Source organism: Endobacterium panacihumi (assembly GCF_050847465.1).
Lineage (GTDB): Bacteria > Pseudomonadota > Alphaproteobacteria > Rhizobiales > Rhizobiaceae > Neorhizobium > Neorhizobium panacihumi.
Map to the genome: position 1 here is coordinate 413,067 of NZ_JBOZRA010000003.1, position 26,420 is coordinate 439,486.

Sequence of the window (26,420 nt, forward strand, 5' to 3'; positions counted from 1 at the left end):
CCAATCGTGTCGTGCCGCCGATGTAATTATCGAAACGCTGCAAATACAGCGCGGGGCTTCAAGCAGGTGCCGCGCTGCAGCTCCGATCGTCCGCTTTTGAGCTTGGTCGGGTGGCATAGCGTGCAAGCAAGGTCGGCTACGCGTGAAACCATTTGGCACGACCGCACGTATTAGCGTTCAGAGCTATGCTGTTTCGAGGTTTCATGCCGAATATCTTTTTCCGTTCTATCCGCACATTGTTCCTCGCCATTTTTGCGCTTGCTGCCGGATGCAGCCTTGCGCAGGCAGACGAACCACATCCGGTACGGATCGATGTGGGTGGAACCGAACTCAACAGCATTCTGGTCAAGGGAAATAAAAACCCCGATCTGCCGCCGATCGTTTTTATTCACGGTGCCAGCGCCAGTCTTTACGATCCGGTGTTGTCCTTTCGCCGAAAGCTGCAGGGCAGGGCGGATCTGCTTTTCGTTGACCGCCCCGGACACGGATCGTCCGATGCAGGAAGCCCACGCAACATCCTGCCTGACGGTCAGGCCGATGCCATAGCGCTGTTGATGCAAGCGCGCGGTATCGGCAAGGCGGTCATTGTCGGACACTCGTTCGGTGGCGCTATCGCTGCAGCCCTTGCAATCCGCCATCCGGACAAGGTTGCAGGGCTCGTTTTCCTCTCACCCGCCGTTTACCCCTGGGAGGGAGGTGTCGCGTGGTATTATGATGCGGCGGCGGTTCCTGTGACAGGCCCGCTCTTCAGTACCTTCATTGCGCCTCCGATCGGGCTTGCAGCAATCGATCGTGCCACAAGAGCGGTGTTTTGGCCCAACCAGCCGCCGGCCAATTACATCCGCGAAACCAGAGCATTGCAGGCATTGCGTCCGGCGGCCTTCCGCCACAATGCCATGGAGGTTGCAGCGCTCAGTGATTGGGCAAAAACGGCCAGCGTCAACTATCGCAGGATCAAGGCTGCAACTGTCATCATCACCGGTGATGCAGATAAAATCGTTTCGCCCACCGTCCATGCACGGCATCTGGCGCGCGACATTGCAGGCTCGAAACTGGTCGTGGTGCGCAATCTTGGACACAAGTCTGACTATGTTGCCAGCGATCTTGCCATCGAAGCCATCAGGAAGGTTGCCGGCCGGAAAAACGGACTGGAAACGGTCCGTAAGATAACGGAGCAGCGGATCGCAGATGATGGCAAGCGCTGAGGTCTGGCGTCAGCGCTGTCGGCTCGGCCTGTTCGTCTTTTATGGCGTCGCCGGCGTTCTGCATATCGCCTTTCCTTCCCCTTTTCTCAGCATTACCCCGAACTGGGTGCCTGATGCGCCTGATGTCATCCTGCTGACGGGTCTATGCGAGATTGCTGGAGCGATCGGTCTCCTCGTCCCGAGAACAAGAAGATATGCCGGTATGGCTCTGGCGTTCTATGCAGTCCTTGTGTTTCCGGCAAACCTCAAACATGCGGTGGATAGCCTGACTGCTGCGACAGTGTCACCCTGGCAATGGGCCTATCATGTCATCCGTCTGCCTTTGCAGCCGCTGCTCGTCTGGCTTGCAATTTTCGCGGGCCGGCGGCGCTTTCCGCGTTGATGCTGAAAGAGGCGCATACATTTTCCAAACCGAAATAAATGGTCTCTTACCTATCCTGTCGCGGGTGCAACAGATAAACGAACACTCGTGGCTTGATTATTTTGCGGCTTAAATTTGTATCCTCGAAATCGAGGCCTAATCCGGCAGATTAGCCTGACCGGCCTCTGCGGGGTGACAATTCCGACATATCATGTTGGATTGCCCATCGCCATCGCAATACTCTGCCGTATGACGCGACCGGAATGTAATCCCCTTCTGCGCTCAGAACCCGGTCTCTTGTTGGAGATAATGGCTGATGCTGTCACGTATGGTCTTTGCGAGGCGTGGACGATCGTTCGGGTGCACCCGCTTGTCTTATGACTACCGCTTCTTGAGAGAATAAGAAGCGCCGGCTCGGGTCGTCGCCCTTGCCGGCGATTTAAGATGGATCCGAGACCCGCGGGCCACATATTCCAGGAACGTCTGCCGGCAAGCCAATTGGATGAAGGAGCTTAATGGGATGCGCCGAACATCAGCGCTTCCTGAGTAAATGAGTTTAATCCGCATCGTTTGCGGCAGCGATGTGCTTTACCAAAGCCTTGCAATCGATTACTTCATGAATGGCATTCGTGATCCTATCCATCAGACCCATGACAGCTGGTTCATCGGGCTGGACAAAATCGCCAACGAATAGGATGACGTTATCAACCGTCAGAGGCGCACCTGCGAGCGAGCATTTCAATATGGCCTGGTTCGCAATTGCTGTGGCGCTGATGCGTTCGAAAAGGCGAGCACTTTCGGTTGCTGACATTCCTGGGAGCAAGGATTCGTCCTAAATTGCGAGGTCGTGGGATCCACGCTTATGGGACATAGAGTTACTTTAGGAAATGGCGTATATTAGCGATTTGGTATGCGCGTAATGCATATCGCAACGCGGCCGCTATTGTCCTCAGGTTCGCCTCTGACGTTCCGGCAGCTATGCGAGATAGCGACCTTGGCGTCGGGGTAGCTTCGATCCTGATCTTCTCAAGAGTTTAAACAAGTCCAAACTTGTTTGGTCCGATACAAGTGCCAATTCTAGCTGGATCGCAAAAGGAGACATCGCCATGCGACTGGCAGAATGCAGATGCGCTCGCTTAACCGTTGCCTGCGATGGGGAACCGATGCAGGTTTCAGTGTGCCACTGTCTGGAGTGCCAGCGTCGCACCGGAAGCGCATTCGGTGTCCAGGCTCGTTTCCCAAGAGCGAACGTGACAGTTGAGGGACCTTACAAAACCTTTGAACGGGTAGGAGAGGGCGGACTGACGGCAAAGTATCACTTTTGTCCTGACTGCGGGTCAACGGTTTTCTATGAGAACGAGGACGTGCCTGAGGCGTTCGCAATTCCGGTGGGTAGCTTCGCCGATCCCGGCTTCCCACCTCCTACACGATCAATATTCGAAAAGCGCAGGCATGAATGGGTAATCATCGCCGGGGATAGAATCGACCGTCGTCCCTGAACCACAACTTGTGGAGCAATCCATCCCTATATTCGCATTCTCTGATGCATGCGGTATCAATCCGCCGCCGCATGGCGGAGGCCCGGACCCCCGGCTCGAAAAGCTGCGGGCCTCCAATAACGCCAACTTCGCCAGGCTTTGCGACCCTGTTTGTTGCGTAGCTGCAACACTCTGACATTCTATCCGTTTCAGGCGCCTATCGACGGAACATCACTATGTAAGGGCTGTTCGTAAGGGATCGCTCTCCAGCGCTCCGAGGCCACGACATGGGAAATTCGCAGACTTCACGCATCGTCGATCTCGAAAATATTTCTCTCCACATCGTCGAGGAGGGGCCTCCCGATGGAGAGCCAGTCCTTCTGCTCCATGGTTTTCCCGAATATTGGTGGGCTTGGAGAAACCAGTCGTCAGTTCTTTCCGAGGCCGGGTTTCGGGTTGTGATGATCGACATGCGCGGCTATGGCCACAGCAGCGCACCGCCTGATGTTTCCGACTACCGCATCGCCAATCTCGTCGATGACGTGGAGAAACTTGCGTCACATCTCGGGTGGCAGAGTTTCAATATCATCGGCCACGACTGGGGCGGCATAGTTGCGTGGGCCGTCGCTTCCTTCCATCCAATGCGCGTGAAACGACTGGTCGTGCTCAATGCGCCCCATCTCGATGTTATGGCGGACGTGATGCGCAAGATGCCGTCGCAAATGATCCGTAGCGCTTATATCGCGTTCTTCCAGTTGCCGTCCCTTCCAGAAACGATCCTGCGAGCGGGGCGCTTCAAGTTGCTGTCCGACGCTCTGACGAAGACGGCACGGCCGGGCGTTTTTGCGGCTGACGAGCTGGAACTGTATCGGTTGCAGTGGCAGCGCGAGGGGCGCCTGAAGGCGATGCTGAATTACTACCGCGCCCTCGTAAGGGAACCCCGCCCGACGCTCGGCCGGATCGTTCCGCCGGTGCTCGTCTTGTGGGGTTGCAAGGATCGCGCCCTTGATTTCAGGCTCGCCAAGGAAAGCCTTGTCCAATGTGCCAACGGCCGGATGTGCGTCCATCGGAGCGCGACGCATTGGGTTCACCTCGAGGAGCCAGAGTGGACAAACGCCCACATCATTCGTTTTCTGAAAGAGGATCACGAGCTCGACCGACCCGAACCTGGCCTGTTCGAAGAAACCGCTTAGGGCGCAGCGCGACCTGGTGCAACCATTTCATGCGACGATGCGTTCGACCGTCGTGAATGGGAGAACAAGATGGGCAAGAAGCTTAACCGCGTTTACAACGCTTTGATCGAAGGTGCCGCTGATGGCCGTACCGGGGCCGGTCTCCACGACTTCGTGACCGAAAAGTGCCCCAAGACCTCGAGCAAGCGTCTCGTTAAGGCCTCACTTATGGCTTTGACTGATCCCGACGTTAGGGAGCGATATGTGCTCGAAGCGATCTATGATCTAGCGATCAAATACCGCCTCTCGTCGCTGGGTATCGAAGACGACACTCTCGAAGACGACGAGGACGATGGAAAAGCACCATCGGTATCAAACGAGCTGAAATCCAGGCTCCAAAATTCGGCCTCCGTTGCGGCGATTGCCGACGGCGTCGCCGAGGAACTGCCTGCGCGCGGCCAAGTCCACTAATCGGCACAGTCGCAGGATGGCGGTAGAAATCGAACGTAAATTCTTGGTCGTAAACGAGACCTGGCGATCCCGGAGCCTCAAGCGTCGCAGCATCTCGGACCACCTGATAGCGCGGTTCGAAAATGAGAACGGTAAGGCGCGTATCCGGATATGTGACGGCGCGGCGATGCTGACAATCAAAGGACCTCGTCGAGGTTACTCGCGCAACGAATTCCACGTTGACCTGAATGAGGCAGACGCTCAGTCGATGGTAGCAGAGTTTGCCTCGGAGCCTGCTCTGATGAAGACCAGACACGACATCGAACATGCTGGCCTTGTATGGCAAGTCGATGAATACAGCGGCGCCCTGGAAGGGCTTGTCACATGCGAAGTCGAGCTTCCATCCGAGGACTACCCCCTTGAGAAGCCACAGTGGGCAGGGAAGGAAATAACCGGCGACGTCCGCTATAGTTCAAGCACGCTCGCCGGAGAGCTTTCTATCCGAGACCACACTGCGGGAGATGCGTAGGGTAAAAACGTGAGCAAACATTGATGAGACTACACAAAGTTAGGTTTAGTCGCGAAGATCAATCGAACACTGGAAGGCGTGAATGCACCATAGGGAACCGGATGCATACTTAACGGTTGTCAGATGAGGTCGCCGCGTGCCAATCGGGCGTGACGGAGACGGTGAACGCAGCGGTTTTCCCGATTTCTCGCTGCGGGCAACGAAATGCCAGGCGAGCACCTTTACCTGTTCGCGGCGACCTTTCATGCCACGGAGGATGGCTATGATTGAGGCGCCGACCATTGGTTCCAGGCAGCTTGGACGCAACGATGAGGCAGAAGAGGTTGCCGACTACGCTGTCCAGTTACTTGTGGAGGAGGTCCACTTGGTCGGATGGCAGCGGGAGGAGTTCTTGGCTGCCATCATCGAGTCTGCAAGTGCACGTCTGTCGGCGATCGCTGTAGGAAACGAGCCAGAGCTACCCCGACCCGCCAACGATTGGCCTTCCGAACCAAGCACGTGACCTTTTGTGGCCCAGCACAAGCGACGCAATCACCGAAACATCCTGGCACCTAAGTTATCCGCTGCGAAATTAAGTTCACGGAATGTCTTCCTGACGATCCCGTCCGAGCTGATCATGCCGTTCACTGGATATCTCGCCAGCGGATCAGAGGTTCGTATGGGGTCAAGAGCGCGCGATTGAACACAATCGTTTGCCGCTCGCGCCTCATCGGAAAAGCCAATGACCGAATGACTTTAATGACTGTGCGCAGGCGCGGGACATCCTAGGAAAGGAATGTGGCAAACTATTGCATCTCCGCCAGGATAGGATGTTTGTTTCACGGTCAGGGTTCAAATTAGCATAGTGTCCTGATCCCATGGAACATTCATCGCGTAGAAACGTCGTGATGTTTTTATCCGCTACAGGGGAACTATGAGCATGAAGTCTCTTGCCGTTGCAACCGCGACCTTGATCGGTCTTTCCTTCCCGGCCTATGCTGAGGCCGTTAAAATCGGCAGCAAAAACTTCACTGAACAGTTCGTTGTTGCCGAGATCTACGCCCAGGCGCTGGAAAAGGCCGGCGTGGAAGTCGAGCGCCGGCTCAACCTCGGTGCCACGCTCGTCGCCCATACCGCGCTCACGAACGGCGAAATCGACCTCTATCCCGAATATACCGGCACCGCGCTCGCGGCCGTTGTGAAGGGCGACCTGTCGGGCAGCGCTGACAAGATCTATGGCGAGGTCAAGGGATATTACGAGAAGAACCTGAAGTTAACGCTTCTCGAGCCGACCAAGATCAACAATGGCTATGCGATCATTACCCTTCCGGAAACGGCCGAAAAGTTCAAGCTGAAGACGCTGACCGATCTCGGCCCGGTCTCCAAGGATCTGACCTTCGGCGCGGAAGCCGGTTTCGGCGAGCGCAAGGACGGCCTGCCGGGCCTGAAGCAGGTCTACGGCATCGAGTTCAAGGAATTCAAGATCTTTGCAAAGCTCGGCATCCGCTACAGCGCGCTGACAGCCAAGGATCTCGACGTCTCCTACGGTTTCGCGACGGACTGGCAGATTTCCGAGAACAAGCTCGTCGTTCTTGCCGACGACAAGAACCTGTTCCCGCCCTACTATCTGGTGCCGGTCGTCAGCCAGGACACGCTTGCCAAGAACCCGAAGATCGCCGAGGTCCTGAACAAGATCAGCCCGCTTCTCAACAACGAGAACATGCGCGAGCTGAACGCCAAGGTCGATCGCGACAAGGAAGAACCGGCTGACGTCGCCGAAGAATTCCTGAAGGCGCAGGGCATCTGAAAGCTCTTGATATAATGGCGCAACGCGCAATTTGACGTGACGATGCGGCGGGCCTTCGCCCTGCCGCATCGACTGCTTTCATGGTTCTGATCGCCGTAGAGAAAGTTTACAATCGTTGAAGTGGGCTCCCAGACATATTCCCGAGATCGCGCTCGCCGTCTGGCAGCATCTGGTCCTGTCGATCTCCGCGGTTCTGATCGGCCTGGTCATCGCGCTCGTCATCGGTATCTTCTGCGCGCGCCGTCAGAGGCTCTATGCCGTCGCATTGACCATCGCCAACGTCATTTTCGTCATCCCGAGCCTTGCGCTCTTTGCGCTGCTCATTCCGCTGGTCGGGCTCGGCATGAAGCCGGCACTGATCGGCTTGTCGTCCTATTGTCTGCTGATCCTGCTGCGCAACATTGTCACCGGCTTGCGCGGAGTGCCTGCCGACGTGCTCGATGCAGCAGACGGCATGGGATATGGGCGATGGCAGAGACTGTTCCGCATCGAACTGCCGCTCGCCGCGCCACTGATCCTTTCGGGTGCCCGCATCGCGCTCGTGACGACGATCGGTATTGCCACGGTCGCGGCCTTCATCGATGGCGGCGGGCTCGGCACGATCATCCTCATCGGCATCGACCAGGAATATCCGGAAAAAATCCTGGTTGGCGGTATTCTGACGGCGCTGCTGGCGATCTCCTTCGATCTCATCCTGACCCGGGCCGAACGGCTGCTGGTCCGGTGGCAGTGAGGGGATCGTCATGCTGAACAACGCCGTTTCCTGGGTCGCCAACAATCCCGACGTTTTCATGCGCGCGCTCGGCCAGCATCTGGTCATGTCCGGCGTGTCGCTGGCGATCGCGCTTGCCATTGCGCTGCCTCTGTCGGTGGCGATCGTCAATTACGGCCGTTTCGCCTTCGGCGTCATTAATACGATCAATGGTCTGCGCACTATTCCGAGCCTTGCGATTCTTGCCATCATGATGCCGCTGCTCGGTATCGGCCTGATGCCGTCGATCATGGCGCTGACCGTGCTTGCCCTGCCGCCGATCCTGCTCAACGCCTATGTCGGCCTGAGGGATGTCGATCCAGACGCCGTGGAGGCGGCAATCGGCATGGGCATGAGCCGAAGCCAGATGTTGTGGAAGATCCGCATTCCGCTCGCCGCGCCCGCGATGTTTGCCGGGGCGCGCACCGCCGCAGTGCAGGTTCTGGCCGGTGCGACGCTTGCACCGTTCATCGGCGGCGGGGGCCTGGGAGATTTCATCGCCGGCGGGATCAGCATGATGGACATGTCGCGTCTCCTCGTTGGCGCGGTACCGATCGCCATTCTCGCGCTCGGCACGGAATTCATCCTCGGCTTTACCGAGAAGAGGCTTTTTGCAGAAAGAACGACCGCATGATCCGCATGGAGAACGTCACCAAGCGTTATGTCGAGGGAGCGACACCGTCCGTCGACAATCTGACGTTGGAAGTCCCGGAAGGATCGACCGTCGCGCTGATCGGCCCGTCCGGCTGCGGCAAGACCACGACGATGCGGATGATCAACCGCCTGATCGAAACGACCGAGGGGCGCATCTTCGTCAACGGCGAGGACGTGACCCGCGCCGATCCGGTGCAGTTGCGCCGTCACATCGGTTACGTGATCCAGAATGTCGGCCTCTTTCCGCACATGACAATTGCCGACAACATCGCAGCTGTGCCGAACCTGCTCGGCTGGGACCAGCCGCGCATCGAAAAGCGCACGGCGGAACTGCTCGATCTCGTGGGCCTCGATCCGGGCGAAATGCTGACACGTTATCCGCGCCAGCTTTCCGGTGGGCAGAGGCAGCGCATCGGCGTTGCCCGCGCGCTTGCGGCAGATCCGGCGGTACTCCTGATGGACGAACCTTTCGGCGCGATCGATCCGATCGCCCGCGCACGCCTGCAGGACGAGTTCCGCCAGATCCTCAGCCGGGTGCGCAAGACGGTGGTCCTCGTCACCCATGATCTCGACGAAGCGATCCGGCTGGGTGATCGCATCGCCATCATGCGGGAAGGCCGGATCGTGCAATATGATACGCCAGACGCTATTCTTTCGCGGCCTGCGGACGATTTCGTTTCCAATTTCGTCGGCGTCGACCGGGCCATCAAACGGCTCAGCCTGTTTTCTGTGGCCGATGCCGCCCGTTCCGGGCCGCGGGCTGATGCCAGGTCCGGCGTCGCGGCATCGCTCAACCTGCGCGATGCATTGTCGCTGATGGTAGCGGGCAATACCGACGTGCTGGCCGTCACCGGCGAAGACGGGGCCGTGACCGGTCACCTGACGCGCGAAGCGATCTTCTCGATCTGACCGGAGAAAGCCGATGTCTCTTTCCTATCGTTCTTCCGAAGTGCCTGCGGTGCTGATCGAGCCCACTCGCCGGCGCATCCGGCTCAAGGTAGGCGAGAGAGTGATCGCAGATACGACCGGGGCGCTCGTGATCTACGAACACGGCGGGCACCCGGTCTATTTCCTGCCGAAGCAGGATTTCGTCGCCGGTGTCCTGTCACCTGCTGGCAGAAGCGAGGCCTCACCGCTTCTTGGCGAGAAGCAGCTGTTCGATCTCGCAGGTGTCGGGACGTCCAAGGCATGGTCCTTCGATGGCTCCGCCATCGGGTGCAAGGAACTTGCCGATTTCGTCACGGTGGAATGGTCGGCCGTGCGCTGGTTCGAGGAAGACGAGGAAATCTTCCGGCACGCCCGCAACGTCTACAAGCGCATCGATACGATCCGCAGTTCGCGTCTGGTCGAGGTCTTCGTCGATGGGCAGCTCGTCGCGCGCAGTACCCGCGCCGTCTTCCTGTTCGAGACCGGCCTCATGCCCCGTTACTATTTCCCTGGCGAGGACATCATCGCCGGTCGGCTCGTCGGGAGCGAGCTGACGACCTACTGCCCCTACAAGGGCACTGCCTCCTATTTCCATTTTGAGCTCGAAGGAAAACGGCACGACAACATCGTATGGACATACCCGGAGCCGCTCGACGAGAGCATCAAGGTTGGCGGGCTGATCTCCTTCTACGATGAAATGGCCGATGAAGTCCGCGTCAGTATCGAGGCCGCGTCCTGATGCTGCTCGGCTATTCGCTCACGCCCTTCGGCCATCATCCGGATGCCTGGCGGCAGGCACAGGACGGAAGCCTTCTCGGTTTCGACGCGTTGCTGGAGCAGGTCTCGGTTGCCGAGGCCGCAGGCTTCGATTTTGTCCTGCTCAACGACCGGCTGGGTATCCGCCCGACCGACAATCTTTCCCCGGTTGCGGTACCCTTCGAGCCGACCCTGCTCGCATCGGCGCTTGTCACCAGAGCCGGCGGTATCGGCATCCTGGCCGCCGCGTCCACCGCCCAGCACGAGCCCTACAATCTCGCCCGCCGTTTTGCATCGCTGGACCTGATCAGCGAGGGGCGCTCCGGATGGCTGGCCCTGAACGGCGGCACGGATCCGGCTCGCGAACACGAGTACCTGGATGTCGTCACGGCGCTCTGGGACAGTTTCGAGGACGATGCCTTTCTTTACGACAAGGCTTCGGGCCGTTTCTTCGATCCGGGAAAGATGCATGTCGTACATCACAAGGGCGCTCATCTGTCCGTGCGAGGCCCGCTCAACGTCAACCGCTCGCCCCAGGGACGGCCGGTTCTGGCGCAAATTGTGAGCGAGGGCGACGGCCCGCTCGCGGTTCAGACCGGCGAGCTTTTCCTTCTGCACGCGAAATCCCCAGAGGGTCTGATCGAGATCGCAAGAAAAGCGACAAGGGAGATCGAGGCTGCGGGCAAGGGGAAAGGCGAGATCAAGCTGCTTGCCAATCTCGTGCCGGTCGTCGCGACAAGCAAGAACGCGGCCAATGAAGCGAGTGCGACGTTGAAGTTGACTGAACAGAGCGGGGCGGCACAACCGCTTTCCGCCCTGCCGATCGTTGGAACGGCCTCGGTCGTCGCGGATCGATTGCAGGAGCTTTCCTCCGCTGCATCGCTCGACGGGTTCACGATCCTGCCGCCGACACTCGAGATGGGGCAGCGCTTTCTTGCGGAAGTCGTGCCCGAACTCCGGCGACGCGGCGTGGTCGATGCAAAGTTTGCAGGAACTCTGCGCGACCGGCTCGGCCTTCGCCGGCCCGTGCATCCGGCGTCCCGCCACCCGGAGGTGTCCCGATGAGCCAACGTCACATGAAGCTCGGTGCCTTTCTGATGGCGGGTGGCCACCATATCGCCGCCTGGCGTCACCCGGACGCGCATGCGCAGGCGGGCAGCGATATCGACCATTTCATAGAGCTCGCCCGGATCGCCGAACGTGGCAAGTTCGACATGATCTTCATCGAGGATGCGGCGGCCATTCGCGAGCGCAATCCGGATCTGGCGAGCCAAGCCGCCCGATCGACGGCCTTCGAGCCGCTGAGCCTGCTTGCGGCGATTGCCGTCAACACATCCCATGTCGGGCTCGTGGCCACCGCATCGACCAGCTACACCGAACCCTATGGCCTTGCCCGCAGCTTTGCGGCGCTGGACAGCCTGAGCGGCGGCCGGGCCGGCTGGAACCTCGTCACTTCGGCAAGCGAACTGGAGGCGGAGAATTTCGCATCGAGCGGCCTTCGTCCGCATTCCGAGCGCTACGAACGCGCCGAGGAATTTGCCGATGCGGCGCTGGCCCTGTGGGACGGCGTGGGGGAGAATGCCTATCTTCCGGCCGGGGCTGAGACCTTCGCCGATCGCTTGAAGCTCCATCCGGTGCATCGACATGGCAAGCATTTTGCGGTCGACGGCATTCTGGAAAGCCGGCCTTCACCGCAGGGGCGGCCGATCATGGTCCAGGCCGGTGCATCGGACGTCGGCAAGGAGCTGGCCGCGCGCACCGCCGATGTCGTCTTTGCCGCTTCGCAGACCAAGGCGGAGGCCCAGGCCTATTACGGTGACGTAAAGACGAGGCTTAGAAAATACGGTCGCGGCCCCGATGACCTCAAGGTCATGCCCGGAATTTCGCCGATCGTCGGCGCGACAGAGGAAGAGGCCAAGGCCAAGTACCGCGCCCTGCAGGAACTCATCCCCGATGCGGTCGGCGTGGCACTTCTGGCAAGCTATCTGAGCATTCAGGATCTTTCGGCCTATCCGCTCGACGGTCCATTGCCGGAAATGCCTCCGACCAACCTGATCCAAAGCCGGCAGCAGCTGATCGTCGACCTCGGCAAACGCGAAGGTCTGTCGATCCGTGAGCTGGCGCGGCATTTCGCCGGCGCACGAGGACATTGGCAGGTGGCCGGCACGCCGAGCCAGATCGCCGACGCCATGGAAGAACGCTTCCTCGACGGCGCGGCCGACGGTTTCAACGTCATGGCGCCGCTCTTTCCGTCCGGCCTCGAGGACTTCGTCACGCTGGTCGTGCCGGAACTCAGACGCCGTGGGCTTTTCCGAACCGAATACGAAGGCCGCACGCTCAGGGAAAATCTCGGCGTCGCACCGACCGCCAACCGATGAAGTGAGACAAGAATGGATCCGATTTACATCGATTATCTGAATGCCTTCGATATCGACGCGCTCGATCTCAGAAACGACGAGATCCTGAAGGCGATCGAGACGTCGCTGGGCGCTCAGGGCAAAGGCGAGACGGTGATCGAGCCGCGCGTGCATCTCGAACCCGATGCAAGCTTCCGCGGTCATTTCAACGTGCTGCGCGGCTATGTGGCGCCTCTGGGCTTCGCGGGAATCAAGATCGTCGGAGACTACGTGGACAACTACAAGCTCGGCTATCCGTCGGAGTTCGGGGTGCTCAACCTCTTCGATCCGCGCACCGGCGTGCCGAAGGCCATTCTGGATGCCACCGTCATCACCGACATGCGCACCGGTGCGGTCACCGCGATGGGCGCAAAACATCTCGCCCGCAAGGGCTCGAAAGTGCTCGGCCATATCGGCGCACGGGGCACCGCCTACTGGAACGTGCGCCTGCTCGACCACTTCTTCGACTTCGACGAGATCCGCGTTCATTCGCGCCGCTCGGAGAGCCGGGATGCCTTTGGTGCCAAGCTTGAGAAGGACCTCGGCAAGAAGATCACGGTGACCGATAACTGGAAGGATTGCGTCGAAGGTGCCGACATCGTCGTCGAGGCATCGCGGCTCGATGCGCCGGAGCCGATGCTGAAGACGGAGTGGATCAAGAAGGGTGCCTTCGTCGTGCCATATGGCACGATGAGCGCGGTCGAGATGTCGTTGACCGACATCATGGACAAGCTGGTGGTGGACGACTGGGGGCAGTGCAAGGGCGGCAAGCTGGGTTCGCTGCGCGCCCATGTGGAGGCCGGAAAGCTGTCCGAGCAGACCCTTCATGCGGAACTCGGCCAGATCGTCGCCGGCCTGAAACCCGGTCGCCAGAGCGACGACGAGACCATTCTTCTGTGGCATCGCGGACTGTCGCTGAGCGACATCGCGCTCGGCTCGGCACTTCTGGAAAAGGCCAAGGGCGCCAATATCGGTCAGAGACTGCGTTTCGCATGACGACCATCCGGCTGGCGGGATCCGGTGTCTCGATTGCGGATATCGCCGCCATCGCCAGGCAGCATGCGCAGGTCTCTGCCGACGAGCGGGTGATTGCCCGGCTCGTGGAGGCGCGGCTCGTTCTCGAAAGCGCGGCCGCCTCCGGCCAGCCGATCTACGGCATGAACACCGGCCTGGGTGCCAACCTGAAGACTGCCGTCACCGAGGATTTCGCCGCCTTCCAGCTCCAACTGATCCGGGGCAGGGGCATGGCGGTCGGGGAACCGCTTTCCCGCGACGAGACCCGCGCGGTCGTCGCGACACGCCTTGCCATGCTGGCCGTCGGCGGATCGGGCATATCGCCCGGCGTGTTCGAGGCACTGGTCGCTCTGCTGAATGCCGGCGTGCACCCGGTGATGCGCTCGGTCGGATCGATCGGGGCCGGCGACCTCGTTCTCCTGTCGGCCCTGGCCCGCGCGCTGGTTGGAGAGGGGGAGGCGGAATATCGGGGCGATATCGTTGCTGCCTCCGAGGCACTGGGCCGTGCAGGCTTGGCCCCTGCAACACTCCAGCCGAAGGACGGAATTGCCCTTCTCAACGCCTCGGCGGTATCGGTGGGCGAAGGCGCTCTGGTCCTGCACGACCTACGGCGTCTCCTTGGGTGGCAGAGGGGAGCGGCAGCGCTCAGCTTCGAAGGTCTGGCAGGCAATCCGGCAATCCTCGCTCCGGCCATCCAGACGGCGCGGCCGGCACCCGGCCAGATCGACGAGGCCCGCGCGCTGGAAGAGGCTCTGCGCGGTTCGTCGCTCTTCGATGGCGGCGCATCGATCCAGGACCCGTTGAGCCTGCGCTGCATCGCACCGATCCACGGGGCGCTTGCCGACACGCTCGGACGGGCCGAGCAAGCGGTCGAACTCGAGCTCAACTCTGCGGCGGACAATCCGCTGGTGATCATTGACGAGGGCCGCGTGCTCTCGACGGGCAACTTCCACACGCCGGAGCTTTCGCTTGCCTTCGAGACCCTCGGACTGGCGGTAGCGCAAGCGGCGTCGGCATCCGCCGCGCGGTTCATCCAGCTGACCGGTTCCGGTCGTAATGGTCTGCCGCGTTATCTTTCGCCAGCCGGCGGACCTTCTGCCGGCTTCGTGCCGATGCAGAAGACGGTAACGGCCTTGATGGCTTCGATCCGTCACAAGGCAAACCCGGTCATGCTGGATTTTCTCGCCGTCTCCGAAGGCGTCGAGGATCACGCGACACAATCACTTCTCACCGTCCGCAAGCTCGGCGAGATGCTGACCTCCTGGCGGCTGCTGATCGCCTGCGAAATGGTGGCGGCGGCTCAGGCCGTTGATCTGCGGAAGGGGCACCGCTGCGGGGCGGGCACGCGCAGAACCTATGAGATGATCCGAAGCACTGTGCCTGCCTTGCAGGAAGATCGCTCGCTCGGTGAGGATGTCTCGGCCCTCGCAAATCATCTACTGAGTAGCGGTTCGTCGGGGGCGTCCGGCAATTACCGTTGAACATCGTTGAGACGGCTGCTGACGCTGACCGTAAAGCCAATCTTTGAAGGAAGAAAGTAGCATGGGCGAAGTTGAGCAATTGTGGCAATGGCGCCAGAAGATAACCGACCTTTATCATGAAGTGCGTGCCCATGCGGACGCCCGCGAGGCGTGGCGGATCTGGTGCGACACGCGCGCTAAGCTGTTTCGCACCCATCCTCAATCACCTATCGAACTGGAGGATCGCGAGAACTATGCAGAACCGCCAATGTTTGCGTATGATCCTGCATTTCGAATTACGACACGGCTGGCTTCAGTGAAGCCCGAACGTCTCACCATCGCAACCGGTGCGGATGGCGAGGTGTCCATGAGAGCGTTCGCCCGCACTGAGGGGCTTGAGGGGCGTTTGGGAGGCGAGCTGACCCTCTACTGGATCGAGGGGTACGGCGGTGGCGTTTTCTTACCCTTTACCGATGCTACCTCGGGGACAGAGACTTATGGTGGGGGCCGATATCTTCTCGATACGATAAAGGGGGCGGATCTTGGAAACATCCAGCCCGACGGATCGCTGACGCTGGATTTCAATTTCTCCTACTTTCCGTCCTGCGCCTACTCTTCACGATATGTGTGCCCATTAGCGCCTTCGGGTAATCGGCTGACTAGAGAAGTGCGCGCCGGGGAACGGCATCTACCCAAGCTACGGTAATCTGGGCGCCTTGCCGGATTAAAGGGCGTGACCAATGTAATTGATGATTATGATACCCTCGATTTGGCGCCGGTGCATGTCGGCTCCCGAAAGAGCGGAATTGGCCTTAGCTTTGCCTGTCGTGGGTAACGGAAGGGCGACTCCCATCAAGCGCTAACCAGAGCGAAATCGCTGTTATTGTCGCAAGAAATCCTCTCACCTATTAACGGACAAAGTGGCGAGTAGTCTCCTCGCAAGGCTCCATTCGAGCAGATCAGTCCATGCGGTTTGTCCGGCGGCCTGAATTTCTGGAAGCTTCGCCGAACGCGGCCGCAATCTTTATCATGAACGCTTTGCTGAAACGGCCGAAAACCCTTTATTCTGGCTCGATATACCGAGTACGCTCAGCCACATCGTAATTGTATTCATCTACCATAACCCAACAGCGCTTCAGATCGCCCAGGCCGGCTTGACGTGCCTCCGTATCAGGAGTTTCCAGGGCGGCGCGGTCCGTCTGTGGCGGTTGCGTTGTCACTACGAGAAGAGCCTGGTGAGTAGGGCCTTACTTGGCACTTCGAACGGCAACGACGACGCAGGTCGGGCGGGACTTTCGTCCTTCGGTCTCGCCACGCTCATCCTGCCAGTTCCAAAGATGGATAACTGATTATCTGGCCGGGAAGGAACTCACGGCTCGTCTCCGTAGCCCTCACCACGCGCCAATCGATCTATTTCGGCGCCAGACATCTCTCTATGATCATCTGGCATGTCTGATGCACGATGTGGAATGCGGGGGTCGCTTCCGGTGCGCATTCGCTCATAATGCTCATAGCTCATCAACACGAAGCGGGGTTTTCTGTGTTTGGCTAGAACCACCGGCTCGCGGCTTGCCGCATCTGTGATATCGCCGACCTACTTATTAAGATCACCCGTCGTATAATGGCGCATAGACAATCTCCGAACTGAATATCCAGAATATCAGGATTCTCCAGATTTCAAAATATTGTGCGCCGGCGACTGGCGGTAGAGTGTGTTAATCTGCTGTTCCCAGGCGAACAGCCGCCCATCGCCCGAATATCGGCGGTAAAGCCGGCATATCCCTGTTAGAATACCGGAGACCGTCAGTTCCGGCCCCCATTGTGGCAGGAACTTTGCGTCGGCATTACGCTGCCCGTCGCACAGGACGATCAGAAGCTCCTGGAAGGACACATGCTGTATCGAGGGCAAAGAAAGACAAGAGAGCCGTCAGCGATTGCGCGTCCTTCGCAAGGCTGCGGCTGGCAGCCGTCGATTGCTCTACCATTGCGGCATTCTGCTGCGTGCCCTGATCGATCGAGTTCACTGCGTTATTTACCTCGTTGAGCCCGATTGCCTGCTCTCGCGACCATTCTGCGATGGCGCTGACATTGCGGCTGATGTCCTGCACGCCCCCGACGATCTTGCGCAGGGCAGCAGAAATCAAGCCGACACGTCTTGTCTGGCTACCAGACAATGTCTCGACCGTCGTATGCGACGAAGCCGCCGCTGCGCTCGGCTGGAAGGTCGTTTAACGTCTGCAGAATGTTCGTCGCGGCAAGTTCGGGCGAAACAGTTTTGTGGCCCTTAGAATAAGGCGCTGAAAGGGAAGTTTCCACCGTTCCCGGATGAACGGCTGCCAGGACAGCGCCGGGGTTCGTCCTACGCAACTCAATAGACGCAGTTCTGACTATTTGATTGAGTGCGGCCTTCGACGCCCGGTATGATATCCAGCCGCCAAGGCGGTTGTCCCCGATCGACCCAACTCTGGCGGAAAGAAAGGCTGCAATCGAGCGGTTGCCGCGCTGCAGGAGAGGCAGGAAATGCTTTGCGACCAGTGCAGGCCCGATGGCATTCACGCGGAACTGCGCGAGCATGATATCCGGATTTATCTGCTTCAAAGCCTTTTCAGGGGCACTACCGTCAACCGTCAGTATCCCGGTCGCGCATAGCAGAAGGTGGATCGGTTTTTCCTCAAGACGCCGCGCATGAAACGCGATGCTCTCCTCGTCGATGATGTCGAGACCATCGCGGCTTCGGGAAAGCGGCACGATTTCGCCACAGGACGGGTCCTGCCGCAGGATTTCGGTGAAAGCAGTCCCAATACCGCCGCTCGTGCCGATTACCAGGGCACGATAGCCGGCACGGAGGGAGGACATAAGAATTGTGGGTTCACTTGGCTTCACGACGTTGCCGGCTCCTACATCCACTTTTGGCTCATCGAACAGATGAGGCTGTCTGAACCATGCGTTTTCAGGCACCCTGTTGTTTACCGATGACGCGCCGATTTGGATTGAAGCCTGATACCGACATGGTTGCTTGGTGCTCGACAGATACGCCGTAACGCTCACTTTCTAGCACCCGAACTTCCTTTCGAGCCAGGTGATGGCCTTCAACGTGGGACGCTGCAGCCATTTGCTGTCCTGCGCAAGGATGATCAAACCGAACGGCACCATCCAAAAGCCGAGGATCGGCAAAAAACCGACCAAGCCTAACAAGACGAACAGGATGCCCGCGATCAGGCGGACCCATCGCAAATCCGGCTTTCGCATCCAACGGATCAAGCGCCCGATGGGCCGCGGTATCTTGTCGGCATATTTCTCGACAATCGCATCAAGCTTCCCGGCATCCGTCTCGCGCGCTTCTTCGCCTCCGTTATCGGAGGTTTCGAGCATGTCTGGAGTGTATCGATTTCCTGGGCTGTCGAGACCCTGTCTCCGGTCGGATGGGCTCGACCGCCGCCCTTCATTCACTGCGTCAGCGATCGCAGCCACCAGAGGCAGATCGGAGAGCTTCTCGATCGCCACCGAGAGTTTCGGCTGCCAGTTGGGATAGCTATTGCTTGTGCCCGGCACGTTCGTCGGCTGTTTCTCGTCGGTCAGGTCCGCAAGACGAACAGCCACCAGCATGCTCGGTGTCCCGGCCACGAAACGATGCGCCCGGATAGTCAGGTCGTGCTGGGCCGGGTCTTCAGGGGCCGTGGCCAGATTGCCGGCGTCCGTAGCGCCGATCGCCTGAACCAGTTGCTGCCGCTCCTGCCTGCGCGCAGCCTCATGCTGTCCTGTCAGGTCCGGCGAGACGATGCCATGCTCGGCCCGCAGGGCAATATCGGCACCGCGCCACCACCCCGCCAGCGTCTGGTGGTCATGGGTCGAGATACAGGCGAGTGCGAGAGCTGGATAGTCGGTGGCGGATTTGAAACCGTTGTCATCGTGCTCGTAAGAAAGAATGCGATAGGACAGAATTTTCGCTGCCGCCAGATCGTCCTGGAGACCATCGGGCAGCAATCCCAGATCTTCGCCGATGACAAGACAGCGATATTTTTTAGACGTATCTGCGAGAACGCCCATCAAGTCCTCTCGCGGATAGCGGACATAGGCACCGTCGGATGGCGTCCTTTCGACAGGGACGAGGAACAGCCGGCGCAACGCCGCCGCATGGTCGATCCGGATTGCGCCTGCATATTGCATCGCTGCTGTGACCATCCGCTGAAACGGCGGATTTTCGCCAGATGCGATTAGCCCCGGCTGAAAGCCCGCGAGATGCCAATCCTGCCCATTCGGAGCAAACGGATCAGGCGGGCTGCCAATCGTCGCATCCGTAAGGTAGATATCGCGCTCACTCCATGTGGCCGATCCGTCGAGCGCCTCGCCAACAGCGAGATCGAGATAAAGCCCGATCCGTAAACCGGCGGCGCGCGCGTGGTTGGCTGCCTCCTGAAGCTGGCGATGGGTGATCCATTGCAGCCACAGATGAAATCGAACCTCGTCGTCATGCTTTGAAGCGAAGGAAACGGTTTCCGGAGAGATCGGATCCTGAAATGCTTTCGGCCATGTATGCCAGCCTGCCGAATACCCGCTATCCACCATATGCGCCGACAAGGCTTCGAATAGTGCATGACGTCGAAGAGGCTCGCCACCGTCATCAATGAAGGATCGGAATTCGGCCAGATGCATATCGCCGCTGTCTTCGCACGCTGAGCGCATCCATATTGAACGCAAGGCCGCAAGCTTTGCGGATGCAACGGCCTCGTATGCGACCAGATCGGTGTCGCGCAGGGAAGCAACCGCCTGATGCTGGTCCGCATCCGGCTGGAAGAACGGCAGCCTGTCGACCGCAATGTAAAGTGGGTTGAGAAACAGCCGGCTGGAAGGCTCGTACGGACTGCAACGTCCTGCATCGGCAAGAAAAGGTGCGTGCAGCGGGTTCAACCCGATAAAGTCACCGCCGAGCGATGCCACCAGGTCGATCATGACCCGCAGGTCTTCGAAGTCGCCGATACCCCAGTTCCTCTCCGACCGCAGCTCATAAAGCTGGAGACTTACGCCCCACACACGCTCGCTGGACAGGAAGTCCGGAACGAAGCACGTGCTCGCCGTCTGCCGGGCTGATGGTCGCCCGTCTTCAGCTTCCGGCTTTGATGTGATCTCGGCGGACATGTCCACATTCAAGGCACGCAGAAGTTTCGCCACGGTCTCCTGCGAGATTTTCACCTCCGAACCATCTGGCAAGGGGCGCAGCGGATCTATCCCGTGCTCGTCGGCCAGTTGGTCCAAGACGGCCCGGTCAAGAACCGGCGAGGATGGGTCTGGCACTTTGTCCGTCTGCGTCATGGCGATGGCCCAATCGTTTCGTCATCCTAACGGTCGTCCGAGCCTTTCGTTTCCTGTGCGAACGGTGAAACGGACCAAGGTGTCGGTCCGCCCCGCCTTTTCCGCCCCGGCCCGTTACAGCGCATCGTTCTGAACCCAGACACTGACGCTGCCGCCATTTGTCGGGAACGTCGCCTTGCCATTGTCACCGACCATGACCTGAGCCTGATGATGGCCAAGAACATCGACATATGTCTTGCCGACGTGCTCCTTGCCAAGATCCGCAAGTTTCTCGCCGCCTTCGCCATTCGACATCACGACCACGCAGCCGGGCGCGTCCTTGGTGCCGTGGCGAATGAAGCCGACGCAATGCGGATCGTCGAATAGATCGGTCTGCGGCCCGTTGGCGAAGCGCTTCCTGGCGTCGATGAGCGCCGGCAGGCATCCGATGGTCGGCATATCCACCGAGCGATGTTCACCGTCCTTGTCGTCCGTGTAGCTTGCGCCATAGAGGTCGGGGTAGAAAACACATGGGACGCCCTGTTCGCGCAAAAGGATCAGCGCATAGGCAAGTGGCTTGAACCAGGGATCGACGGCTGCTTCGAGTGATTGAAGCGGCTGCGTGTCGTGATTGTCGACGATCGTCACGGCATGGTCGGGATGTACCGAAACAAGCGAGCCGTCGAAGATTGTCCGCATGTCGAAATCGCCGCCAGCTTTCGACGCCTCATGGAAGCGATGATGGAGCGCTACATCAAACACCGTCAGCTGATGGTCGACCAGATCGAGATAGCTCTTCAGCGTTCCCATGTCGGGGTGCCAGTATTCTGCGACGACGAAGAGATCTTCCTTCACCGACTGGCGCATATGCTCGACCCAGTCGCGTAAAAACCAGGCAGGTATGTGCTTGGCGGCGTCAAGGCGGAAACCATCAACGCGGACCTGTTCCGAGAGCCAGCGGCCCCAGTATTTCAGCTCCTCGTAGACAGCCCTGTTACGAAACTCGACATCGGCGCCCATGAGGTAATCGAAATTGCCGAGTTCGTCATCGACCTCCTCGTTCCATTCGCCTTCGCCATATTCGTTGACCAGCCTGAACACGCCGTTTTCGTCGGGGTTCTCGATGACGTCGACACCGCTGAAGCATTTCTGGTCCCAGATGAATTTCGAGTGCGTGCCGCCACGACCGGGGAAGGTAAAGCGGGTATAGGCGAGAGCCTCGAATGCCTCGTCTTCGATCTGGTTTCGGTCGTCGGCATTGACCCGGCGAACGTGGACCGTTTCTTTTTCGTCCGCCCCCATCTTGTGATTGAATACCACATCGTGGATTGTGCCGATCCCGTTCTCATTCAGCACTCGGCAGGCATGTTCGAGCGCGGCCTTGTCACCATACTTTGTCGCGACGGAGCCCCTCTGTTCGAATTCGCCGAGGTCAAACAGATCGTAGGTGTCGTATCCAACGGAAAACCCACCGGCGGCCCCTTTGTAGGACGGAGGCAACCAGACATCCGTGATACCCATGGCCGCCAGGCTTTCCGCCTTTTCCGCCACCTCCTTCCACAACCCGCCTCCGTCTTGCGTATACCAGTGGAAGAATTGAAACAAAGTACGTTGAGACATCGGGAACCTCGTTGATATGGCGCCACTAAACGACCGTAACGACGTTTGGTTTCGCGATAGCAGTCGACAGAATTGCTTTTTTTCAGCCTCGCACCTGTCACGCAGACTTAGTGGTCAGCCAGCATTGGCTTGGGTCCGTCAGCGGAATATTCGCCGATGTGTTTCGGCCCTATGTTTGATCCCGCCATGTGCGCCGACCGTTGACCCCAACCGCATCGAAAAAACCGTAATTAATCAGTCTATTGATCTACCCAACACAGGCTCATTGTTCTGCACCGAGAGGGGAGATCCACTATGCTTGATCACAATTAGGAAGTTCGTAGCGTGCATGTGGAAGGTCTGTTGTTCAAGAGCGCGGTAGCTCGCCCGAAGGCATCCTTTGGTCCGTTAGGCGCCGCGGTTTGCGTGCGATCTGCGCAAGCGCGGATGGCCCCTACGAAAATCTGACCTATGTGACGCGTGTAGACAAACGGAGAGAGGACATCTCATGAAAAAGACCGTAACGACCTTGCTCGCCATGACATTCGTTGCCGCCGCATTGGCGTCCTGTGGCAACACCATCCGCGGCATGGGGCAGGACACGGCAAACACCGTCGATGCCACCCAGAACGCTGGCAAGCGTGTAGATCGGGCGGCGCGATATTAACCGTCAGACGTAACTTGACATCCAGAGGCCGGACGAGAGATCGCACCGGCCTCGATTATCGAGGATGTCAAAACTTTCCCCTTCTGCGTGAAACAATGCAGGAACATCTACAGATCATGCCGGTTGTGGTGAAGGAGGAAACAGTCATGAACCGCACACCGCACAACACCCATGATCTTGCATATTATCTCGGCCTGAACGCAGCGCTTTCCGCTCTGATATTCATTTGTTTGATCCTGGCCGGCGTAATCTAGGAACATCCGGAAGGCTGTTGCATTGGTTCAAGGGCTTAAGGCGACATCACTGTCTTCAGCCTCGCAGCCTAACTGTTGCGTATCGACGATACACCACTGAAGGTTGGTCGCGTTTTGACGATGCCGCGGATCCCTGCACGGCTGATCAAATCGCAGCGGAAAGTGGTCGCTACCGTTCAGACCCCCGCGTCTGACTCTAACTGATACTGCGAAGATTCAAGGCCACTCCGAAGAGTGGTTTTTCTGCATTTGGGATCCTGAGAATTCATCGGCGCGCAGGTCCTCAATTCGGGCATCGCTTGGCGGCGAAGAAATGCGGACGAAAGTGAGCGCTCCCAAGCGCAAAAGTGATAAAGTACCTGACTGTAATCGCCGTTGTCGCCTCTGGTAAAAATCACCCTAGCATCTACATTATAGCTGCGAATACGCCTTTCGGCTATCGACAATTGAAATGCGTTCTGCCGTCTGCTTCAGCATTAACCGGAAGCGCATTCCAGAATGATAATACTGGAGAGCTTCTTACTATGCTCGAGTTGACGTCCGCCGTGGATCAAAAACCTGTAGCGCCGCTTTGGAATGAGTCCGATCGTCTTGCCGCGATCGAGCGCTACACGATACTCGATAGCGGCCGGGAAGAGGCCTTCGACGATGTGGCCGAGTTGGCTGCGGACATCCTTGAAGCACCCATTGCCGTGGTCAATTTCATCGCCGCCGATCGCCAATGGTTCAAGGCGGAGGTTGGCATCGGCACGGACAGCCTCCCGCTCGATGTGTCCATCTGCCGGCACGCAATCATGCAGCCGGGCGTTCTTGTTGTGCCGGATCTTACCCAAGATGATCGCTTTAGAGGAAATCCGCTGATCCATGTCGCCGAAGGTCTGCGCTTTTACGCAGGCGCCGTTCTGGAGACGCCTGACGGCATACCGCTCGGCACGGTTTGCGTCCTGGATCGGAAGAGCAGGCCGCAGGGTATAAGCGAGCGGCAGAAGCGAGCGCTCGAGGTGCTTGCCAAACAAACAATGGCGCGGCTCGAACTCAGGCGATCGGAAAGCGCCGCGCGGGCCGAACGAGCGCGTGCCGAGAAGCATGCACGTCGCCTTTCTCTTGTTGCTAAGGCTTCAACGATCCTACTTGGGGCGGATGAGCAGGTTAAGGCTGTGCGAGCCTTATTCTCGCTTGTTGCAGACGAATTTGGTCTCGACGTAGCATTTCACTACCAGTGCGGCGACGGTGCGCTCAAACTAGTCACAGCAGTAGGGCTGACGCCGGAGCAGGAGCAAGCTGCTGCCCGGATTGAATTTGGTCAAACTGTTTGCGGGATCGTCGCGGCAAGTCGGGCAGCGATGCACGTCACAGAAATCCAGACATCCCATGTGGCGCATGCAGTATTCCTTAGGCGGTTGGGCCTCGATACCTATTTTAGCGCGCCGCTGCTCGCCGGGGGTGACTTGCTTGGCACTGTCTCGTTCGGTCGTCTCGGTAAAGCTTTTTCGGCAGGAGAACTCGACGCGCTGAGCGCGATCGCCTCTCAGCTCGCGATTGCGATCGAGCGCGGACATGCCGAGGAAGCCCTGCGCGAGAGTGAAGCGCGGCAGGCATTCCTGTTGTCTCTCTCAGACGACATGCGGCTGCTCAAGACGCCGAAGGAAATCGCCGCGGTCGCGGCTGAGCGACTCGGTGAGCGGTTTAACCTCAGCCGCGTGTTCTATGCGGAGTATTTTGGCAGCGTCATGAAAATTGAGCGCGACTATACGCGCGGTGTCGATTCGATTGTAGGCGAACACGATCTTGCGGCGTTCGGACCGGAACTGTTGCGCGCCTATCATGAATGTCCGGTCGTCAAGGTCGACGATGTTCAGACAGATATGAGATTCAACCAAGACGCGCGGGCCGGGCTCCAGGCAAGGCAGGTTGGCGCCTACCTTGATGTTGTCCTGTTCGAGGATGAGCATTGGGTCAGCTTGTTGGCGATGCAGAGCAACACGTCTCGTGCATGGACAACGTCGGAGGAAGGCCTCTTTCGCGAAGTCGCCGAGCGCGTCAGAGCAGCAACCGAGCGCGCCCACGCCGAAGATCGCTTACGTGAGCTGAACGACACGTTGGAGCGGCGGGTCGCCGAAACCAGCGCAGAGCGCGACCAGATCTGGCGTCATAGCCTAGACTTGCTCTCGGTGATTGACCTGGCCAACGAAACATTCGACACGGTCAATCCCGCTTGGACGGCGGCGCTCGGTTGGACGGCGGACCAGGTCTTGGGTCGGCCATTTGCGCAATTTGCTCACCCCGAGGATGCAGAGGCAAGCGCACACGCCTTTGAGCTTGTGCGGAACGGCGTTTCGGTCACGCGCTTTGAAAACCGCTACCGGACCCGGGATGGCGGATGGCGCTGGCTATCGTGGGTCGCCGTGCCGGAAAGCGGCAAGCTTTATTCTATAACGCGCGACGTTACCGACGAGAAAACACGCCAAGCCGAGCTAGAGGCCGCACAAGACGCCCTCCGACAATCGCAGAAGATGGAGGCGATGGGGTTGTTGACGGGCGGCGTCGCGCACGACTTCAACAATCTGCTTACGCCTATAGTTGGCACCCTTGATCTGCTCCAGCGCAGAGGGGTGGGGAGTGAGCGAGAGCGGCGTTTGATAGCGGGGGCAGTGCAGTCGGCCGAACGCGCGAAGACCTTGGTTCAACGACTGCTCGCTTTCGCACGCCGTCAGCCGCTTCAGTCGGTACCAGTCGATGTCGCTCAGCTCGTCGCCGGAATGGGTGAACTCATCGCTAGCACTACAGGTCCGCAGATTAGGGTCGTGGTTGAAGTGCCGGAGGACCTTCCGCCTGCGAAGGCTGATCCGAATCAACTCGAGATGGCGCTCTTGAATCTTGCGGTAAATGCACGCGACGCAATGGCGGAATGCGGCGGTACGCTTCGAATTTCCACCACAATGGAAAGTGTCCCCACGGATCATCGCACAAAGCTGTCGGCCGGTGAGTATATCTGCTTGTCCGTCGCAGATACCGGAGCAGGCATGGACAAGGCGACGCTTGCTCGCGCAATTGAGCCGTTTTTCTCGACCAAGGGCGTGGGGAAGGGTACGGGCCTTGGTCTCTCGATGGTTCATGGACTTGCATCACAGCTTGGCGGCGCGCTCACCATCCAGAGTCGCCTTGGACTGGGAACCAATGTTGAACTGTGGTTGCCACTGAGTGCTTCGGCTCTGGAAACCGCCGACACAGCTGCCGATTTGCTTGAGGTGCCATCGACTTGTGGGACCGCACTCCTTGTCGACGACGAGGATCTGGTTCGGATGAGCACGGCAGATATGCTGGGCGATTTGGGCTACGCAGTCATCGAGGTCGCTTCCGGCGAGGAAGCTCTCCGTCTGATCAAGTCCGGGGAGCACTTCGATCTTCTCGTGACAGACCATCTGATGCCTGGCATCAGCGGGACCGATCTGGCTCGAGAAGTAAGGAGTGCAAAGCCTGACACACCCGTTCTTCTGGTTTCTGGCTATGCCGAGAGCGAGGGCGTCGATCCTGACATTCCGCGCTTGACGAAACCTTTCCGCATAGACGAACTGGCTGCAAGCCTCGCGCAACTGGCGACCACAATCTAACCTCCGTCCGACAAAGTGCTGGGGCGTCTGGGCTCCAAGACGTCACCGCCATAGCGGTATT

24 protein-coding genes and 1 pseudogene are annotated in these 26,420 nt (G+C 59.0%); 18 read left to right on the forward strand and 7 right to left on the reverse strand.

All coding sequences use genetic code 11. The annotated features are described in order from the left end of the window. Nucleotides 1-203: 203 nt before the first annotated feature. Together ACRQ1B_RS17445 and ACRQ1B_RS17450 are read left to right on the forward strand one after the other, a co-directional pair. Entirely contained in the window at nucleotides 204-1,205 is a 1,002-nt protein-coding gene (locus ACRQ1B_RS17445; protein ID WP_432295101.1) for an alpha/beta fold hydrolase, read from the forward strand. Further along, on the forward strand, nucleotides 1,189-1,587 hold the full coding sequence (locus ACRQ1B_RS17450) for a DoxX family protein (RefSeq protein WP_432295102.1): 399 nt from the start codon (nucleotides 1,189-1,191) through the stop codon (nucleotides 1,585-1,587). The genes ACRQ1B_RS17445 and ACRQ1B_RS17450 overlap by 17 nt, the downstream gene beginning before the upstream one ends. Nucleotides 1,588-2,122: 535 nt before the next feature. On the opposite strand, the gene ACRQ1B_RS17455 is transcribed toward ACRQ1B_RS17450, so the two are convergent. Further along, nucleotides 2,123-2,377 (reverse strand): hypothetical protein, encoded by a 255-nt coding sequence (locus ACRQ1B_RS17455; RefSeq protein ID WP_432295103.1) that lies wholly within the window; start codon nucleotides 2,375-2,377, stop codon nucleotides 2,123-2,125. A 295-nt stretch (nucleotides 2,378-2,672) separates the two neighbouring features. On the opposite strand from ACRQ1B_RS17455, the gene ACRQ1B_RS17460 reads away from it, so the two are divergent. From ACRQ1B_RS17460 to ACRQ1B_RS17525, 14 genes are all read left to right on the forward strand, one after another. Next, nucleotides 2,673-3,065 carry a GFA family protein gene (locus tag ACRQ1B_RS17460; protein WP_489753107.1) on the forward strand — a complete coding sequence of 131 codons (393 nt, stop codon included), beginning with the start codon at nucleotides 2,673-2,675 and terminating at the stop codon, nucleotides 3,063-3,065. 266 nt (nucleotides 3,066-3,331) lie between these two features. Then, nucleotides 3,332-4,237, forward strand: a complete 906-nt coding sequence (locus ACRQ1B_RS17465; RefSeq protein ID WP_432295104.1) for an alpha/beta fold hydrolase — start codon at nucleotides 3,332-3,334, stop codon at nucleotides 4,235-4,237. 69 nt (nucleotides 4,238-4,306) lie between these two features. After that, nucleotides 4,307-4,687 (forward strand): hypothetical protein, encoded by a 381-nt coding sequence (locus ACRQ1B_RS17470; RefSeq protein ID WP_432295105.1) that lies wholly within the window; start codon nucleotides 4,307-4,309, stop codon nucleotides 4,685-4,687. 16 nt (nucleotides 4,688-4,703) lie between these two features. Continuing rightward, on the forward strand, nucleotides 4,704-5,195 hold the full coding sequence (locus ACRQ1B_RS17475; protein ID WP_432295106.1) for a CYTH domain-containing protein: 492 nt from the start codon (nucleotides 4,704-4,706) through the stop codon (nucleotides 5,193-5,195). A 913-nt stretch (nucleotides 5,196-6,108) separates the two neighbouring features. After that, nucleotides 6,109-6,981: a glycine betaine ABC transporter substrate-binding protein gene (locus ACRQ1B_RS17480; RefSeq protein WP_432295107.1), complete on the forward strand. Its 873-nt coding sequence runs from the start codon at nucleotides 6,109-6,111 to the stop codon at nucleotides 6,979-6,981. Nucleotides 6,982-7,096: 115 nt separating this feature from the next. Then, nucleotides 7,097-7,714, forward strand: coding sequence for an ABC transporter permease (locus ACRQ1B_RS17485; RefSeq protein WP_183995190.1), 618 nt, complete (start codon nucleotides 7,097-7,099; stop codon nucleotides 7,712-7,714). Between the two features lie 10 nt (nucleotides 7,715-7,724). Then, complete coding sequence (locus ACRQ1B_RS17490) at nucleotides 7,725-8,366, forward strand: ABC transporter permease (protein WP_432295108.1); 642 nt, start codon at nucleotides 7,725-7,727, stop codon at nucleotides 8,364-8,366. Then, nucleotides 8,363-9,295 (forward strand): ABC transporter ATP-binding protein, encoded by a 933-nt coding sequence (locus ACRQ1B_RS17495; RefSeq protein WP_432295109.1) that lies wholly within the window; start codon nucleotides 8,363-8,365, stop codon nucleotides 9,293-9,295. Before ACRQ1B_RS17490 ends, ACRQ1B_RS17495 begins: the two co-directional genes overlap by 4 nt. Nucleotides 9,296-9,308: 13 nt before the next feature. Next, the gene (locus ACRQ1B_RS17500; protein ID WP_432295110.1) at nucleotides 9,309-10,052 is read left to right on the forward strand and encodes a DUF427 domain-containing protein; all 744 of its coding nucleotides are present in this window, start codon (nucleotides 9,309-9,311) and stop codon (nucleotides 10,050-10,052) included. Further along, nucleotides 10,052-11,134, forward strand: coding sequence for an LLM class flavin-dependent oxidoreductase (locus ACRQ1B_RS17505; protein ID WP_432295111.1), 1,083 nt, complete (start codon nucleotides 10,052-10,054; stop codon nucleotides 11,132-11,134). The genes ACRQ1B_RS17500 and ACRQ1B_RS17505 overlap by 1 nt, the downstream gene beginning before the upstream one ends. Then, the gene (locus ACRQ1B_RS17510; protein ID WP_432295113.1) at nucleotides 11,131-12,447 is read left to right on the forward strand and encodes an LLM class flavin-dependent oxidoreductase; all 1,317 of its coding nucleotides are present in this window, start codon (nucleotides 11,131-11,133) and stop codon (nucleotides 12,445-12,447) included. The genes ACRQ1B_RS17505 and ACRQ1B_RS17510 overlap by 4 nt, the downstream gene beginning before the upstream one ends. 12 nt (nucleotides 12,448-12,459) lie before the next feature. Next, the gene (locus ACRQ1B_RS17515; RefSeq protein WP_432295114.1) at nucleotides 12,460-13,461 is read left to right on the forward strand and encodes an ornithine cyclodeaminase family protein; all 1,002 of its coding nucleotides are present in this window, start codon (nucleotides 12,460-12,462) and stop codon (nucleotides 13,459-13,461) included. After that, nucleotides 13,458-14,960: an HAL/PAL/TAL family ammonia-lyase gene (locus ACRQ1B_RS17520; RefSeq protein ID WP_432295115.1), complete on the forward strand. Its 1,503-nt coding sequence runs from the start codon at nucleotides 13,458-13,460 to the stop codon at nucleotides 14,958-14,960. Before ACRQ1B_RS17515 ends, ACRQ1B_RS17520 begins: the two co-directional genes overlap by 4 nt. Before the next feature lie 61 nt (nucleotides 14,961-15,021). Further along, entirely contained in the window at nucleotides 15,022-15,645 is a 624-nt protein-coding gene (locus ACRQ1B_RS17525; protein WP_432295116.1) for a DUF1684 domain-containing protein, read from the forward strand. A gap of 253 nt (nucleotides 15,646-15,898) precedes the next feature. Here ACRQ1B_RS17525 and ACRQ1B_RS17530 read toward each other — a convergent pair. The 6 genes and pseudogenes from ACRQ1B_RS17530 to amyA form a co-directional block, all read right to left on the reverse strand. Beyond that, nucleotides 15,899-16,334: pseudogene (locus ACRQ1B_RS17530) on the reverse strand (hypothetical protein). Then, the gene (locus ACRQ1B_RS17535; RefSeq protein WP_432295301.1) at nucleotides 16,309-16,524 is read right to left on the reverse strand and encodes a type II toxin-antitoxin system prevent-host-death family antitoxin; all 216 of its coding nucleotides are present in this window, start codon (nucleotides 16,522-16,524) and stop codon (nucleotides 16,309-16,311) included. Before ACRQ1B_RS17535 ends, ACRQ1B_RS17530 begins: the two are co-directional and overlap by 26 nt. 259 nt (nucleotides 16,525-16,783) lie before the next feature. Continuing rightward, complete coding sequence (locus ACRQ1B_RS17540) at nucleotides 16,784-17,083, reverse strand: hypothetical protein (RefSeq protein WP_432295117.1); 300 nt, start codon at nucleotides 17,081-17,083, stop codon at nucleotides 16,784-16,786. A gap of 19 nt (nucleotides 17,084-17,102) precedes the next feature. Further along, nucleotides 17,103-17,795: an SDR family oxidoreductase gene (locus ACRQ1B_RS17545; RefSeq protein WP_432295302.1), complete on the reverse strand. Its 693-nt coding sequence runs from the start codon at nucleotides 17,793-17,795 to the stop codon at nucleotides 17,103-17,105. A 195-nt stretch (nucleotides 17,796-17,990) separates the two neighbouring features. Beyond that, entirely contained in the window at nucleotides 17,991-20,249 is a 2,259-nt protein-coding gene (gene malQ, locus ACRQ1B_RS17550; RefSeq protein WP_432295118.1) for a 4-alpha-glucanotransferase, read from the reverse strand. 114 nt (nucleotides 20,250-20,363) lie between these two features. Next, on the reverse strand, nucleotides 20,364-21,848 hold the full coding sequence (gene amyA, locus ACRQ1B_RS17555; RefSeq protein ID WP_432295119.1) for an alpha-amylase: 1,485 nt from the start codon (nucleotides 21,846-21,848) through the stop codon (nucleotides 20,364-20,366). Between the two features lie 517 nt (nucleotides 21,849-22,365). On the opposite strand from amyA, the gene ACRQ1B_RS17560 reads away from it, so the two are divergent. Together ACRQ1B_RS17560 and ACRQ1B_RS17565 are read left to right on the forward strand one after the other, a co-directional pair. Continuing rightward, a complete protein-coding gene (locus ACRQ1B_RS17560) occupies nucleotides 22,366-22,494 on the forward strand; it encodes an entericidin domain-containing protein (RefSeq protein WP_432295303.1) in 129 nt (42 codons plus the stop codon). Nucleotides 22,495-23,272: 778 nt separating this feature from the next. Next, nucleotides 23,273-26,359 (forward strand): GAF domain-containing protein, encoded by a 3,087-nt coding sequence (locus ACRQ1B_RS17565; RefSeq protein WP_432295121.1) that lies wholly within the window; start codon nucleotides 23,273-23,275, stop codon nucleotides 26,357-26,359. Nucleotides 26,360-26,420 lie beyond the last annotated feature (61 nt).